The sequence below is a fragment of the Bacillus sp. NTK071 genome (genome assembly GCF_017303315.1).
Classification (GTDB): Bacteria; Bacillota; Bacilli; order Bacillales; family Guptibacillaceae; genus Guptibacillus.
Window position 1 is genome coordinate 1 of record NZ_JAFKOI010000030.1, and the last position, 15,232, is coordinate 15,232.

General features: G+C 40.9%; 11 protein-coding genes. 7 read left to right on the plus strand and 4 right to left on the minus strand.

All coding sequences use genetic code 11. From position 1 onward, the window contains the following. Nucleotides 1-158 precede the first annotated feature (158 nt). Both JI666_RS20610 and JI666_RS20615 read right to left on the minus strand, forming a co-directional pair. Entirely contained in the window at nucleotides 159-323 is a 165-nt protein-coding gene (locus tag JI666_RS20610) for a hypothetical protein (protein ID WP_169525325.1), read from the minus strand. A gap of 67 nt (nucleotides 324-390) precedes the next feature. Continuing rightward, entirely contained in the window at nucleotides 391-1,590 is a 1,200-nt protein-coding gene (locus JI666_RS20615; RefSeq protein ID WP_206894954.1) for an iron-containing alcohol dehydrogenase, read from the minus strand. 236 nt (nucleotides 1,591-1,826) lie between these two features. On the opposite strand from JI666_RS20615, the gene JI666_RS20620 reads away from it, so the two are divergent. Together JI666_RS20620 and JI666_RS20625 are read left to right on the plus strand one after the other, a co-directional pair. Then, a complete protein-coding gene (locus JI666_RS20620; protein WP_206894956.1) occupies nucleotides 1,827-2,432 on the plus strand; it encodes a pyroglutamyl-peptidase I in 606 nt (201 codons plus the stop codon). Between the two features lie 270 nt (nucleotides 2,433-2,702). Continuing rightward, entirely contained in the window at nucleotides 2,703-3,002 is a 300-nt protein-coding gene (locus JI666_RS20625) for a TIGR04104 family putative zinc finger protein (protein WP_206894957.1), read from the plus strand. 62 nt (nucleotides 3,003-3,064) lie between these two features. Here the strand turns inward: JI666_RS20625 and JI666_RS20630 are convergent, their stop codons facing one another. Together JI666_RS20630 and JI666_RS20635 are read right to left on the minus strand one after the other, a co-directional pair. Continuing rightward, nucleotides 3,065-4,906 (minus strand): diguanylate cyclase, encoded by a 1,842-nt coding sequence (locus JI666_RS20630; RefSeq protein WP_211201575.1) that lies wholly within the window; start codon nucleotides 4,904-4,906, stop codon nucleotides 3,065-3,067. 172 nt (nucleotides 4,907-5,078) lie between these two features. Then, nucleotides 5,079-5,666 carry a DUF5317 domain-containing protein gene (locus JI666_RS20635; RefSeq protein ID WP_206894959.1) on the minus strand — a complete coding sequence of 196 codons (588 nt, stop codon included), beginning with the start codon at nucleotides 5,664-5,666 and terminating at the stop codon, nucleotides 5,079-5,081. A 225-nt stretch (nucleotides 5,667-5,891) separates the two neighbouring features. Between JI666_RS20635 and JI666_RS20640 the strand changes: the two genes are divergently transcribed. The 5 genes from JI666_RS20640 (at nucleotide 5,892) to JI666_RS20660 (ending at nucleotide 14,946) form a co-directional block, all read left to right on the plus strand. Then, the gene (locus tag JI666_RS20640; RefSeq protein WP_206894960.1) at nucleotides 5,892-6,803 is read left to right on the plus strand and encodes an ROK family protein; all 912 of its coding nucleotides are present in this window, start codon (nucleotides 5,892-5,894) and stop codon (nucleotides 6,801-6,803) included. Nucleotides 6,804-6,826: 23 nt separating this feature from the next. After that, complete coding sequence (gene manA / locus JI666_RS20645; protein ID WP_206894961.1) at nucleotides 6,827-7,789, plus strand: mannose-6-phosphate isomerase, class I; 963 nt, start codon at nucleotides 6,827-6,829, stop codon at nucleotides 7,787-7,789. 134 nt (nucleotides 7,790-7,923) lie between these two features. Then, nucleotides 7,924-9,648 carry an ABC transporter ATP-binding protein gene (locus JI666_RS20650; RefSeq protein WP_206894962.1) on the plus strand — a complete coding sequence of 575 codons (1,725 nt, stop codon included), beginning with the start codon at nucleotides 7,924-7,926 and terminating at the stop codon, nucleotides 9,646-9,648. Further along, nucleotides 9,635-11,407 carry an ABC transporter ATP-binding protein gene (locus JI666_RS20655; RefSeq protein WP_286171003.1) on the plus strand — a complete coding sequence of 591 codons (1,773 nt, stop codon included), beginning with the start codon at nucleotides 9,635-9,637 and terminating at the stop codon, nucleotides 11,405-11,407. The genes JI666_RS20650 and JI666_RS20655 overlap by 14 nt, the downstream gene beginning before the upstream one ends. A 167-nt stretch (nucleotides 11,408-11,574) precedes the next feature. Continuing rightward, complete coding sequence (locus tag JI666_RS20660; RefSeq protein WP_206894964.1) at nucleotides 11,575-14,946, plus strand: hypothetical protein; 3,372 nt, start codon at nucleotides 11,575-11,577, stop codon at nucleotides 14,944-14,946. The last annotated feature ends 286 nt before the right edge of the window (nucleotides 14,947-15,232 follow it).

Sequence of the window (15,232 nt, forward strand, 5' to 3'; positions counted from 1 at the left end):
GAACAAACCATAACAGAACGATCATTTCATACTCTATGTTTCCATTAGCTTGACGGCTATGGAGGCTCACCGCCCGCCCCGCGGAAAGCGAGCATCCTGGAGCGGAAATTACCTAGCTATAGCAACAATCTTTGGGAAAAGAGCATTTAGATAAGAGTCTATAAAAATGATCCAATCAGTAATACGAGAAATACAACAGATAACCCTACAAGAAAAACAATCCCCATCTTCCTAATAGCTGGAGGAAAGCGTTCAGTTAACGGCACTCGGATTAGGAAAATAAGAATTGCGAGTGAAAGAATGAGAAGTAAGAAATAGCCCAAAAGATACACCACCAGTTCTGCTTTTCCTATAAATGTTCCCTATGAAGTTACGAATCAATCATAAATATTAAGGATGTTGGACTTTGGAATGAGCCTGTTCAACGATCTTCCCATCGAAGGCAGATTGATAAATGGCTCGAATATCTGCTTCATGAAGTGGAAGAGGGCTTCTTGCAAGCAATCTTTGTTGCTTTACTCCATCTTTTGTTAAAGAATCAAGAGCAGATAGAGGTATATTAAATCCGCGGAGTGTTTCAGGAATGCCTACGTCTCGGACGAGTTTTTGAAGCTCGCGAACGCACTCGTACGAGCCTTCTTCTTCAGATAAATACTGAGTGTTTCCTCCAAGAGCATTAAGAATATCATTCATTCGTTTTGTGCAACTTCTCCGTATGTAGCCCATGACATAAGGAAGAAGAACTGCGTTCGAATCACCGTGAGCGATATGGAACTGTCCACCAAGCGGATAGGCGAGTGCATGAACCCCAGCAACTCCGGCATTAAAGAAAGCGAGCCCCGCGATATAGCTGCCATTACTCATATCGGTTCGAGCTTCATGATCTTCTCCGTTTTCGACAGCTCGTCTAATCGAGCGACTGATTAGACGAATCGCCTGTAAGGCAAGCCCGTCCGTCGTTGGACTTGCATTAACGGAAACATAGGCTTCAATTGCGTGGGTAAGGGCATCAACACCAGTTGCAGCGGTTACTTTGGATGGAACTGAAATTGTTAATTCAGGATCAACAATTGCCGCATCAGCAAGTAGGTAGTCATGTGTGACAACATCTTTCGTTCGATCAAGTGATAGAACTGAGATATTTGTGACTTCGGATCCCGTTCCTGCTGTTGTCGGAATTAGTATTTTTGGTAGTCCTTTTTCAGTTATCTGTTTACTGCCTGATAGATTAAGATAGTCAGCAACAGGACCATCGTGACTTGAAAGAACTGCCGTTAATTTAGCAAGATCAAGCGCACTTCCGCCACCAAGACCAATGACGAGGTCAAATGCTTTTTCTCTTGTATAGCTTACGAGTTTTTCACCAATAGCAAGAGGAGGTTCTGGAACGATATCTGTGTAGACATCAACTTTATAGCCGACTTGTTGCAACGGTTGTCGCACGCGATCAACAAGCCCAATCTCCTCAAGAACGGAGTCAGTTACAACGAGAATTCTTTGGGGGGAATATTTCTCAACCTCTTGAAGTAGTTGTTCAAGCGATCCCCAACCCGTATAACTTAATGGAGTAAAAACAAGTTTTGAATACATGTATAGTCCTCCTTTAATAACATCTTTTCTATAAACTAAGCATTCTCGATTGAGCTCATCGATACCTGCTTTAAAGCAGTGGGGGACAGACACGTTACCGGTGACGTCTCCCTGTTGAGTGGTAAAGATTTACTACGATTTCAAGGTTGAACTACACTGTTTTAGGTAATAAAACAGTATATAATAGGAGAAGGTCTTCATTAATATCATGTTACTATTTGAAAGGAGAGTGCAGGATGAAACTACTCTTAACTGGATTTGAACCTTTTTTAGAGCATCGTCACAATCCTACTGAACAAATTGTTAGGGAACTAGATGAAGAGATAGTTGGAGGATTTGAGGTTATTTCGCGTGTTCTTCCGGTGGATTATGAACGTGCAGCAGAGATGCTGATTGAATACGTTGTACAGTGTGAACCAGCTGCGATTATGATGCTTGGACTTGCTGCTGACCGAACGAAGGTAACACCTGAGCGGATAGCGATTAACGTAAATGATAGTGTTGAAGATAATTCTGGAAATGCTCCTGAAGATCAACCAATCATCAAAGGTGGGCCAGCAGCTTATTTTTCAACGCTCCCGATTAAGAAAATGACCGATGCGCTTGTGCAAAATGGCATTCCAGCGGAGATTTCAAATACGGCCGGAACCTACCTTTGCAATAATGTCATGTATAGCGTCCTGTACGCTCTCGAACAAAAAGGAATGGATATTCCAGCAGGATTCATACACGTGCCACCTACGTTTGAAATGACACTTCATCATTCAGCGCACATCGGATTTCCGTATACTAGTATTCGTGACTCGATTAAGCTCATGATATATGCACTCTCAGAGAAGTAGCGGTATTCTGGTATAAGCAATGAGCCTTTTTGCTACTAGAATGGTTTTTGATTTCCGCTCCAGGATGCTCGCTTTCCGCGGGGCGGGCGCTGAGCCTCCTCGGCGCGCTTTGGGCGCGCCTGTGGGGTCTCACCTGTCCCGCTAGTCCCGCAGGAGTCGAGCATCCTTCCGCTCCAATCAGCCAAGTGTGATTTTTAATCCAAAACCTTTTTAAATCTGTTATGAAACCATTCTTGCTATGAAATCGTATTAAGAGTAGGAGGGATCGCTATGACAACTTGCTGTACATGTCATTCAAAGTGGACATGGAAGGAAACGTTTTTCACTATGTTTACAATTAGAAAAGCCGTTTCATGTCCTACTTGTGGAAATGAACAATATGTAACTAGACGATCTCGAAATAACTTATCTCTTATTCCGAGTATTGTTGCACTGTTCTGGTTACCTTTAATAGCTTTTGGGCTACCTTTTTCTCTTATTCTAAGTATCGAGGTTTTCATCAGTATTCTAACACTACTTAGTCTCCCTTTCTTTTATGAAGTAACCGATCAAGATGAGCCAATGTGGTAACGGTGTTGAACAGCTCTTGAACATAGAAAAAAGAGCAAATGCTAAACCATTCGCTCTTTCCCTTACATACCAATATGAACTGTTGTATCAGTTGCTTTCTCGTACAAAGTCGGATTTTCTTTAATCACCTCAATAAAGCGTTCAACGAGCTCCGGATCGAACTGTGTACCGGCACATTTCTCTAACTCAATAATCGCTTCACTAAATGATTTTGTTGTCTGGTAAGGTCTCTCGGTGGTCATAGCGTCAAACGAATCAATAATCGTAAGCATCCGCACAAGCCTAGGAATTTCTTGTCCACTTAATCCATACGGATAGCCTTTTCCGTCATAACGTTCATGATGTAGCTCTACTAATGGAAGGAGATAGTGAAGCTCTCGATTCGTTGCGACAATCTCTCTACCCCAAATCACGTGCTTTTGAACCATCGCCCATTCATCTTTTGTGAGCTTCCCCTCTTTATTTATCACATCACGTGGGATTTCAAGTTTCCCAATATCATGAATCAATGCGCCCATTACAAGTGTTTTCTCATCATTTGCGTTTAAGTTAAGCTTCGCACTAAACTCGATAGCGTATTCGTAAACTCTTCTACTATGTCTGTACGTATATACGTCTTTATATAGAAAGATCTTCAGCTGTTGTTCTAGGAGTTCCATTTCGTTCTTATTGTAAACCGTTTCTTTCGCAACATTTTCCGCTTTATAAATACATACATTATTTTTTCCTTTTGTCTTTGCGTAATACATCGCTTGATCTGCTTTCTCAAGTACTTCAGATGTATGGAACATATCCTTATTGAATTGAATGACGCCGGCCGAAAAGGATAAACAACCGTGTGGAAGAACTTCAACACCTTCAAAATAAATGTCATTTACTTTCTTCCTGAGTTGATTCACAAAATGATAAGCCTCAAGTTCAGTTTTCCCAGGCATCAAAATGGCAAACTCTTCTCCCCCATATCTTGCAGCTGTAGACGTATCGCTCGCATTCTTTTTCAGTTCGGCTCCAAAGTGCTTGAGTAATTTATCTCCTTGTAAGTGCCCATGTTGATCGTTATACTTTTTGAAATCGTCCAGGTCAATGAGTCCTACGGAAATGGGTTGACCAGTTGCTCTTGCCGTTTTAATCTCTTCTTCCAACAACGATTTGAAATAACCATGATTGTATAACTCTGTTAGATGGTCGACATCCGCTTTTTGCGAGACTTCCAAATAAAGTTCGAAATATTGCTTAAAAGACATAGAAAGTAGAACTGCAACTGATGTAAATAAAAGTACGCCAAGGATAATTTCCTGTTGCATTAGCAATACAAGGATCAATGACAAAACGAGTGTTATGAAATAACTTGATATGGTTTCTTTAAACATGCCACGAAAAATAGTTAGTAAGTTTTCCGTCGCTGTAAGAAGAAAGAAAATACCTATAAGTAATACGTTTAAAACAAAGTAGACGCTTAACGAAAGTATATAGCTAGTCCCATTAGAAAACGATAGCGTTCCAAGGTTACCACCTGAAATAAGAAAAATTTCATAAGCCCCAATAATCATGATTGTATAAATGGAGAAGTTAAAGAGATGCTTCCACCAAACAACGCTTCTTTTATACATGGCATAGATGATGGAGGTTGCGAGTAAGATGGTAAGTGTTACGTTCAGTCCAAGTACAAATAATACTGCTAGATAAATAGAGGAATCCATTGATAGAGAATTTCCGCTAGGTGGCAAAAGAATTGTATAGTGATTAAGAAGTAGTATGGCTACTATAAACGTGAAGGCCAGACTCCAGTTTGGTGGTGTAAATGTAAGCAAGTATTGTGTCGTAAACAAAGTTGTTCCTGCGATTGAAGCTAATAGTATATATACGCTTACAACCTGTGAGTTTTTCTGAAATATGCCCTTCATGTCTTTATCACGCTCATTTAAATTTAGTTTTTTTAAAAGGAGAAGCTTGGCCTCTCCTTACTTATTAAACCAATTTAAATCCAGAAGTTAGTGCAATAACAGCTGTAGTAATAATAGCAATATTCATAAGGATGCCTGTAAGCTTAATGCCCTCTTTTCGTTCCATGAACGTTCACCTCCCTTCAGATTGGGTCGATGCGAGGATTTCTTCTGGATGCTTGGTCTTGACCATAACGTGCTGTATGAAAATGAAAATTCCGATATTCATGATGATATCGCCAATGCTAATAACTTGATCTTTCGGATAAGGATCTGTAATGGGAATAACGTCTCCAAGAAAACCAAACAATGTGCTATCTGTTAGTACAGCATGCTTCCCATATAAACCATGCTGAATTGCTTCTGCATATGCTGGATCAAGAATGGTTGCTGCTTCAAGTGAAACTGGCATTCTACCTCCGTTAAGAACCATGACAATGAAGTTTAAAAGAACGCCAATAAATAGAAGCATTACACCGATATTCATTTTTCTATTTAGCCAGAGAAAGATAAGTCCTACTACGTATATGATCATAAATAGGGGGGCGCTCAGTGTAGCCACCCAGGAGTATGAGGTTTGGAATACAAAGACAAGAATTTCAACCAGAAGTAATAAAGGAAAAATCCAACCAGCTCGGAAAGATAAATAAGCAAAACCCTTTAGGTTCCCTTTTCGTAAGAAACCGATAAGGATAGACAATAAAATACCGTCAAATACCATTTAAGTCACCTTATTTACATGATTTTAGTACTAGTTTATCAGAGGAAAGCATTATTAGAAAGAATTTTCTAACAATTTATTGTTTTTTATCATATTAAACGAAAGTTTGTTCTATTTTGTACTCTTATGTAGACCTACTGCTTTTTAAAGATAGAAGGAGAGTTATGTCCTAGTAAAGGATTTTCATGATAGTATAATAGAAAAGAAATGTGAGGAGGTAGATCGATGGAGAACGTTTATATTGGAGTGGATCTAGGAGGAACGAACCTTCGAGTTGGAATTGTAGATCAAAAGGGTCAACTGCTGAAAGTTAAACAAATTCCAACAGATGCGGCAACTGGCTATGAATCAATTATTAAAAGAATGATTGCTTTAATTAAAGATGTTAAAAAAGCTTATTCAGCTGTATCTGTCGGTATTGGCTCACCTGGTCCATTAAATCCATTCGATGGTATCGTAGTAGCTCCTCCTAATTTACCTGGATGGAAAGATGTCCCGATTACGTCTATTGTTCGTGAGGAACTTGGTATTCCTGTCTTCCTTGTAAATGATGCAGATGCTGCTGCGCTTGGAGAAGCGATGTTCGGAGGCGGTCGCGAAAGAAGTAGTTCGTTTTACATAACAGTAAGTACTGGAATAGGTGGCGGATATGTACAGGATAACTGTCTCATTCAGGGTGAGCACGGATACAGTGCAGAAATTGGGAATATGATTATTAAACCTGGTGGCATGAGGCATGCCAATATGAATGCTGGTTCGCTGGAATCATTGGCATCTGGCACATCGATTGCAAGAGAAGGACAAGCAAGGATTGGCTTATCTGGGGGAGCTGAAGAAGTTTTTCAACTTGCCCAGGAAGGAAATGAAGAAGCGCTCCGAATTATAGATGAAGCGATTGATGCTCTTGCAATTGGGATTGCTAATCTTGCACATTCGGTTGATCCAGCTATTTTCATTCTTGGAGGGGGCGTTATGCAGGCGAAAGAGATGATCCTTCCACTTATAAGGGGAAAAGTGGATCAGTATGTGTATGAAGGTCTACGGGGTAAAATCAAGATCGAGCCAGCTCAGCTAAATGATAAGGCTGGAATTATTGGTGCAGCAATGCACGCACGCCGGAAGGTAGGAGAACAATAACGAAATGATAGGGGGAAATGAAGATGTATCAAAATGAACCGCTTTTTCTAAAACCTGAATTTAAAGATCGGCTTTGGGGAGGTACGAAGCTAAGCGATGTGTTTGGTTATACCATTCCATCTGAAACAACAGGAGAATGTTGGGGAATTTCTGCTCACCAAAATGGTCCGAGTGAAGTCATTAATGGACCACTTGCTGGTAAAAAGCTGAACGAGGTATGGGAGAGCAATCGAGAATTGTTTGGTTATGAAACGGGCGAGCATTTTCCATTGTTAGTTAAAATTCTAGATGCGGACAGAGATTTATCTGTTCAAGTACATCCTGATGATACATATGCACGAGAAGTTGAAGGGGAAGCGTATGGCAAAACGGAGTGCTGGTACATTATAGATTGTGATCCAGGTTCTGAATTAATATTTGGTCACCACGCGCAAACAAAAGAATCATTTGAACAAATGATTGAAGACGGAGAATGGGACAAGCTTCTACGTCGTGTTCCAATTGAGCCAGGTGAATTTTATTTTGTTCCAAGCGGCACGATTCATGCTATTGGTGCAGGTACGATGATTCTTGAGACGCAACAAAGCTCTGATACAACTTACCGCGTCTATGACTATGATCGGAAAGACGCAGATGGAAATACACGAGAGTTACATATTGAACGATCCATTGATGTATCTACGATTCCTCATCAGGATCCTCCGTTCCATCCTGTTACGTTGGAAGAGGATGGTCTTACGCAAATCCAGCTTGTTGAGTCAAATTATTTTACCGTGTATCGCTGGGAATTGGATGGTGAATATGCTCTTCATACTGATCACCCCTATTTGCTTGTTAGTGTTCTAAGCGGAGAGGGGAATATAACGTCAGGAGAGGCTTCTTACTCTGTGAATCAAGGAGACCACTTTATTATTCCATCTACAATGAAGGATTGTCATATTGAAGGTGACCTTGAAATGATCGTTTCGAAAAGCAATAAAGCATAGAAGAGAGCCGGCTCAACTAATGAGCTGGCTCTTTGAGTTTCCGACTCTTTTTAAAAGTACATATTTGTTCGAGTCCCTAAATATCCTGTACAATATAAATACAATTAGACGCCTTATAAGTAGGGGAGGATGCTGTGCAGAACGTATTAGCCTATATTAAACCGTACCGGGTCGCTGCGACTATTGCAGCACTCTTAATGTTAGTTGAACTTGTTGTTGAATTATGGCTTCCTTTAATGATGGCAGACATTATTGATAACGGAATTGTGAAAGAGAACCTTAACGTGATTACCAGACTAGGAATTTACATGGTTGTTCTAACCGTCGTTTCATTCATTGCTTCGATCATTAATACGTTTCTTGCTGCATACGTTAGTCAGCATTTCGCTTTCGATTTAAGGAAAGCACTTTTTGAGAAAGTTCAATCATTCGCCTTTAAAGATTTCAATCGGTTTCCCACTTCTTCTCTAATTACTAGATTAACGAATGATGTTAATCAAGTTCAGCTCGTTGTGTTTATGGGACTTCGAATTATGGTCAGAGCACCGCTACTTGTTGTTGGTGGTGTTGTGATGGCCTTCGTTGTTGACGTGCAACTAGCACTTCTTTTAACTGCTGCAATTCCACTCGTTATGGTTTTCCTGTATTTTGTTATGAAAAAAGGGGTTCCTCTTTTCAGTTCTGTTCAAGATAAACTTGATCGAGTAAATGGTGTTATGAGAGAAAATCTTGTAGGTGTAAGGCTAATTAAAGCATATCTTAGGGGGAAGCACGAGCAGCGGCGGTTTAAAGGTGTTAATGAAGATTTAATGAATCAAACGGTCTCATCACTCCGCCTTATTGAGCTCGCTACACCTGTTCTGCTCATACTAATGAATGTAGCCATTGTAGCTGTTGTTTGGTTTGGAGGCTTGAAAGTTGTTGCTGGTACCGCACAAGTTGGTGAAATATCTGCCATTATTACCTATGGCACAAGGATTACAGTAGCGCTTACAATGTTCTCTTTTATTCTTATGATTCTATCCCGTGCTAGGGCTTCGGCTTTTCGTATGCAAGAAGTGCTGACGACTGAAACAATTCAGGAAGAGGGGTTAAAAACTACTATGAAAGAGCTTAAGACCCTTCAATTTCATGACGTTAGCTTTCACTATCCAGATTCAGAAGATGATGTGTTGAAACAAGTCAGCTTCTCAGCCAAGCAAGGACAATTCATTGGAGTAATTGGCGCGACAGGATCAGGTAAATCTTCCCTCGTCCAGCTCATTCCAAGATTATATGAACCCACTGAAGGCACAATCACACTGAATGGGCGTAATGTTGAGGATTATCAGCTAGAAGAGTTACGAAACCGTATTGGAATGGTTCCACAGGAAGCGATTCTCTTCAGTGGAACGATTAGTGATAACATTCGATGGGGGAAGGAAAACGCGAGTTTAGGTGAGATCTTGTCTGCTGCAAAAGCTGCCCAGATTCATTCGTTTATCATGTCGTTGCCGAATCAGTATGAGACGGTGCTCGGGCAAAAAGGGATTAACCTTTCAGGTGGACAGAAACAGCGGCTCTCAATTGCTCGTGCTCTGATTCGAAAACCGGAAATTCTTATTCTAGATGACAGTACTAGTGCGCTTGATCTAAATACAGAAGCGGACTTGCAGAGGTCGTTGAGCGATTTGCAGAGTATGGTGATTTTGATTGCACAAAAGATAAGCTCGATTAAAGAAGCGGATAAAATTCTTCTACTAGAAGATGGGGAACTAATAGGAGAAGGAACTCATGATGAACTGCTACTGAATCATTCCGTTTACCGAGATATATTTGTGTCTCAGTATGGAGAGGAGGCTTATCATGAGATTAGGTAAACATAACCAGCATGGGAAAAAGCGGCCGGACGATTTGAAGGGAACTGTCGCCAGAATCTGGCGCTACCTTTCAAAACAAAAAGGTCTATTAACACTTGTCATCATGATGGTCGTCGCAAGCTCAGGATTTGGCCTTCTCGGACCATACTTAACAAGCATTGCCATAGATGAATACCTTGTTCCTGGCCAACTTAAAGGCCTTCCTATGATTCTTGGCCTTCTCATTGCTGTCTACGTTTTGCAGTCAGCTGCAACCTTCTTTCAGAATTACTGGATGATTGGTATTGCACAAAAAACCGTTTATCGCATGAGAAAGGATTTATTCCACCACTTACACCGCCTACCCATTCCGTATTTTGATAAAAAAACGCATGGTGAACTCATGAGTCGGTTAACAAATGATATTGAAAACGTGAGTAAGACATTGAATAGCTCTGTGATTCAGATTTTTGCGAGTATCCTAACCCTCTCAGGAACGGTCGGGTTGATGCTATGGCTCAGTCCAGTGCTTACTGCGATTACATTCACAATTATTCCACTTATGTTTATGGGCATGAGGTGGATCACGAAACGTACCGGATATTACTTTAAAGAGCAGCAACGTAACCTTGGTGAGCTTAATAGTGTCATAGAAGAAACGTTGTCTGGACAACAGATCGTCAAATCGTTTTCGCAGGAAAAACGTGTATTAAAGCAATTGGCTAATAAAAATGAAGCGCTTCGAACATCAGGTTTCTGGTCGATGACTTATTCAGGGTTTATTCCAAAGCTCATGAATGTATTGAATAACTTGAGTTTCCTGTTAATTGCAGCTGCAGGTGGATGGCTATCTCTAAAAGGAATGGTATCAATCGGTGTGATTGTTGCTTTCATTCAATATTCTAGGCTCTTTACAAGGCCGCTTAATGATCTTGCTAACCAGTTTAATACGATTTTATCTGCTGTCGCAGGAGCAGAGCGTGTTTTTTCTGTACTTGACGAAAAAGAAGAAAAATTGGATGAAGATGATGCGATTCAACTCCAGAATGTAAAGGGGCAAGTTGCTTTTAAAGACGTTTCGTTTTCCTATGAACAGGATGAAACGCTTTCAGATGTTTCATTTCAAGCAAATCCTGGTGAGTCAATTGCGATTGTTGGTCCAACGGGTGCAGGGAAAACGACAATTGTGAACTTGCTTATGCGTTTCTATGAAGTGACGAGTGGATCAATTGAAGTAGAAGGCCACGACATTAGGAAGATAAAGAGAGCTAGTCTAAGAGAAAATATGGGGTTTGTTCTTCAAGATACGTTCTTATTTAATGGAACAGTGCGCGAAAACATTCGTTATGGAAGACTTGATGCAACGGATGAGGAAGTTGAGAAAGCAGCACGTGTAGCAAACGCTCATTCGTTTATTTCAAGGCTGTCTGACGGTTACGACACAATTCTAAAGCAGGATGGCGGTGGAATCAGCCATGGTCAACGCCAGCTCCTTTCTATTGCTAGAGCTGTTCTCGCCGACCCAGCGATTCTGATTCTTGATGAAGCAACAAGCAGCATCGACACAAGAACTGAAATTCAAATTCAGAAAGCGCTGTGGGCACTAATGGAAGGACGCACAAGCTTCGTCATCGCTCATCGGCTCAATACGATTCAACGAGCCGACCAAATTATCGTATTGAACAGCGGAGAAATCATTGAAAGAGGAAACCATAAAGAACTGACTGCCCGCGGAGGGTATTATGCAGGATTAACCATAGGGGGTCAGGTCGGTACCTGACCCCCCTCAAAGACAAATCAAAGAAAGTGTCCGCTCCAGGCGGACACTTTCTTTGATTTAAATAAGCCAAATTACGTGATCATATTGCAAGGTGGAATCGAGTATGAGTAAACTAGGGACAAGAATAAAAAGAGGAAAAATATGTTAATAAGTGGAGGTGGGGGAAGATGAATGAGAGAGAAAGAGAACATGTGTTTCAAGATGAATTAAAAAGGTTAAGACTTCACGATTACATAAAGGGTGAAACGTACGACCTTGTTTCGTCTGCTTATCAGCGGATGCTTGATACGTTTGAAAATAACCAAAAGGAGTTAGAAATAAAGCAAACTCCACAGCAGCCGATAACAAAACCACGGCCGGTAAAGGAAAAGAAAGTGAAATCACCTCAGGAATTACGAGATCGAAATCTAACATGGATATTAATTATCGGTGTTGTTTTTCTCCTACTAGGTGCGTTAGTACTCGCAACAAGTACGTGGGATGTTATGACCTCAGCTATGAAAACGGCCTTAATTGGAGGAATATCAGCTGTGTTTTTTGGAATCAGCTGGCTGAGTGGGCATAAGTTAAAGATTGAGAAAACAGCTTTTGCATTTTTGATCCTTGGAAGCCTCTTTCTACCGATTGTTGTGTTATCAGCTGGTTACTTTCAGCTTTTTGGTGAATGGTTATCGGTGACAGGTGCAGGAAATGACGTGCTTGGGCTCATAGGTGTACTGATCTGTTTACCGCTTTATACCTTCCACGCCTTACGACAAAACTCAAGATTGTTCGTCTGGTTTTCATTCATAACACTCAGCATTGGTGCTGCCTTTTTCATCCATCTGTTTAACCCAACAGTAGATGTTTTTTATTTTGGAATTGTCTTGTTTAATGGCGTATTGCTTTTAGCATATGCCAGAACAAAAAACGTCCAGAATCTAGAACTCTTTACGAAAGAGCTTCCATTATACGCTCAGGGGAATCTAGTTCTCTCAACATTACTATTGCTTTTCTTCTTCGAAAGCGAACTGTTTTATAGCTTTAACGTGATTCTCACTGCTGTGCTTTACCTTTCAATGATTTACATTGGAAAGCAGAAAGAATATCATTTTGTGTTCACCGTATTACTCGTATACGGAATGTATCAATTGATTGAAAACTCACTACTGGGATCTATTGATGTCATGTTATACGCGCTCGTTGGATTTATTTTCATCGGACTTCAGGGGGCTGGACCTTTCGAAAATCAATACTTGAAAAAGGCTTTTCAGCTTACAAGTGCTGTCGTCTCATTCTGTGCATTCGTATTTATTAGTTACAAAGGGCTTGTCTTACGTTATGATGACCCATCCTGGTTGCTCGTTCTCGGTTACATCATCATCAGCTTGAACTATCTGTACCTTGCAAATATTTCGCGCTATCGCCTGTTCGGGTTCTTATCACCCGTCTTTCTTGCAGCAGCTGGCCTTTATCTAATGAGTTTGCTTTATGAGGATCCTTCAAGTACAACCATAATTCTTCATCAATTTCTAACAGGATTTATCGTATACGCAGGTGGTTACTACTGGAATAAAGGGCGTTACACCACAAGAATTCAAACTGGCTCGCTTTTTGTATCTTTTGGTCCAATGGGATTTGCGCTGTTACTTGGATTGATTACCGAAACGTGGTGGCTTGATAGCGTCATACTTTTCGTACTTGGAATTATTTATTTAACGATTTATCAAAAAGGGAAGTGGCTGTGGCTTCGCTATGTTGGTGCAATTTTAAATCCAATTGCATGGACGCTTGCTTTACTTGTACTCTATTTTCTATTTACGAAGGCGAATGGATATGAAGGTTATGGCTTTCCACTTCATACAGGTATCACAGCGTGTGTAATTATTGCTCTCCACTACTTATGGAAGAAAAAAGGGAAGAAGTTGCTCGAAGATACTGCCTTCTGGACGGGTGTATGTGTATACGGTCTTTCGTTATTAATGCTAGTTGTCACACCAGTAAATGAGTTGTTTGTTAGAACAGGTTTATTAATTGGGGCAATTGGTGTCCTTTACTTTGTTCTGAAAAGAACGAACGAATTAACGCTGTGGTATCTTATCAGCTCTTTCACGCTTGGAGCGTATCTTTCAGTAGCTGAAGCTTTCCCAATACAAGGAGTCTTTCAGTGGATAATAGGAAGCGTCCTTCTCATACTCATCGCCGATACATTAGCGAAGAAAAATAGATTTGCGCACCGAGCATTTTTCTATCTTGCTCACCTTTATCTGCCGATTTCGCTTTTGTACACAGTAAGTGAATTAGGAGATGAGCCGATTTTATACGGCATAGCGTTAGTAATCTATTTGTATACCATTTTAACAAGGACGACTGAATGGAAAATCCGTACCTCTCTTTATGCAGGGTTTACGATACTACCATTTCTCTATATTTCGATGGTCAGTTCGTTTGATCTTAATGGAAATGCACTTACCTACACTGGTTTTGCTTCAAGTCTAGTAATGTTTGCGCTCTGGTTCTCGTTGGGTGATAAGTGGAAGGAACGGATAAAATGGTACGCTGTGCCATTCTCTGTCTTTGGACTTGTTCCATTCACAACTGACTTTATCGACATGCCGATTCTTCCGTTCGTGTTAGGCGCTTCTTATGCCGTGCTCTTACTCTATGTTATGCACAAATCAGGATGGCACTTGTTTTCAATCGTACCCCTTCTTTTTGTGGTGCTGTTTATACTGTCACTTCCATTCGAAACAATGGAGATGCTAACGGTTGTTCGAGTTCTTTCAGCAACGACCCTTCTCGTAGCAGGATTACTCATTCATCGAACTCTTTACTCGTTCCAATCGAAGAACATACTCGAGAATCACGTAGACTGGTATTCTGTAACGGCATTGTTGACTGTGCTAACTCTAGGTCAAAACGGAGCGACTCTTTCCCTTTGGGCAGATGAACTACCAGCTTTATTGATCGTCGTTCTTTTTGCCCTTCAAGTGAAAAGGGTACCTGTTGGACTCGCTTCTAGAATAGTTAAAAGTCTCACAGCTGCAACCTTATTGATCCCTTACTATACGCTTCTCAACCATATTGAAATTAATCAATATATCACCACCGAAGTGTATATCTTGCCATGGCTTGGTCTTACTATTTATCTCTCAGTATCAACATGGTCAAAAGAAAAGCGGGTGATGATGCTAATTGAATGGGGAGTTCTAACAATCGTAGCATCGATTCTTGTTGTAGATGCGCTAATAAGCAACACAATCTATGACGCTATTATTGCGGGGGGCTTGTCGCTCGCTTCCGTCATTGCTGGTTTTCTCTATCGAATCAAATCCTACTTTATTATTGGCTGTAGCGTCCTCTTACTAAATGTCTTTGTCCAAACGAGGCCATATTGGGGGAACATGCCATGGTGGGCGTATCTCTTAATTGCTGGGTCGACGCTTATTGCTGTTGCAAGTTTCTACGAATGGCAGAAGCAAAACAGGGACGATGAAGGAAATACGCTGCTTCAATTAAAGAAACAACAGTTAATGGATAAATGGAAAGAATGGCGTTAAAAGAGCTGTCTCTCTAAACGGTACGCAGTGTACCGTTTAGAGACAGCTTTTTTCATAAGGCTCTTTTATTAGATATATAAGAGTGGGGGGATTTCCGCTCCAGGATGCTCGCTTTCCGCGGGGCGGGCGGTGAGCCTCCTAGGCGCGCAAGAACATCGCGCCTGTGGGGTCTCACCTGTCCCGCTAGTCCCGCAGGAGCATTCCTGTGAGAACAGAATGAAGCCTATTGCATAAAAAAGGACCCTCCGTTATGATGCAGGTGCTAACCAATAGCCCATAACTAAGG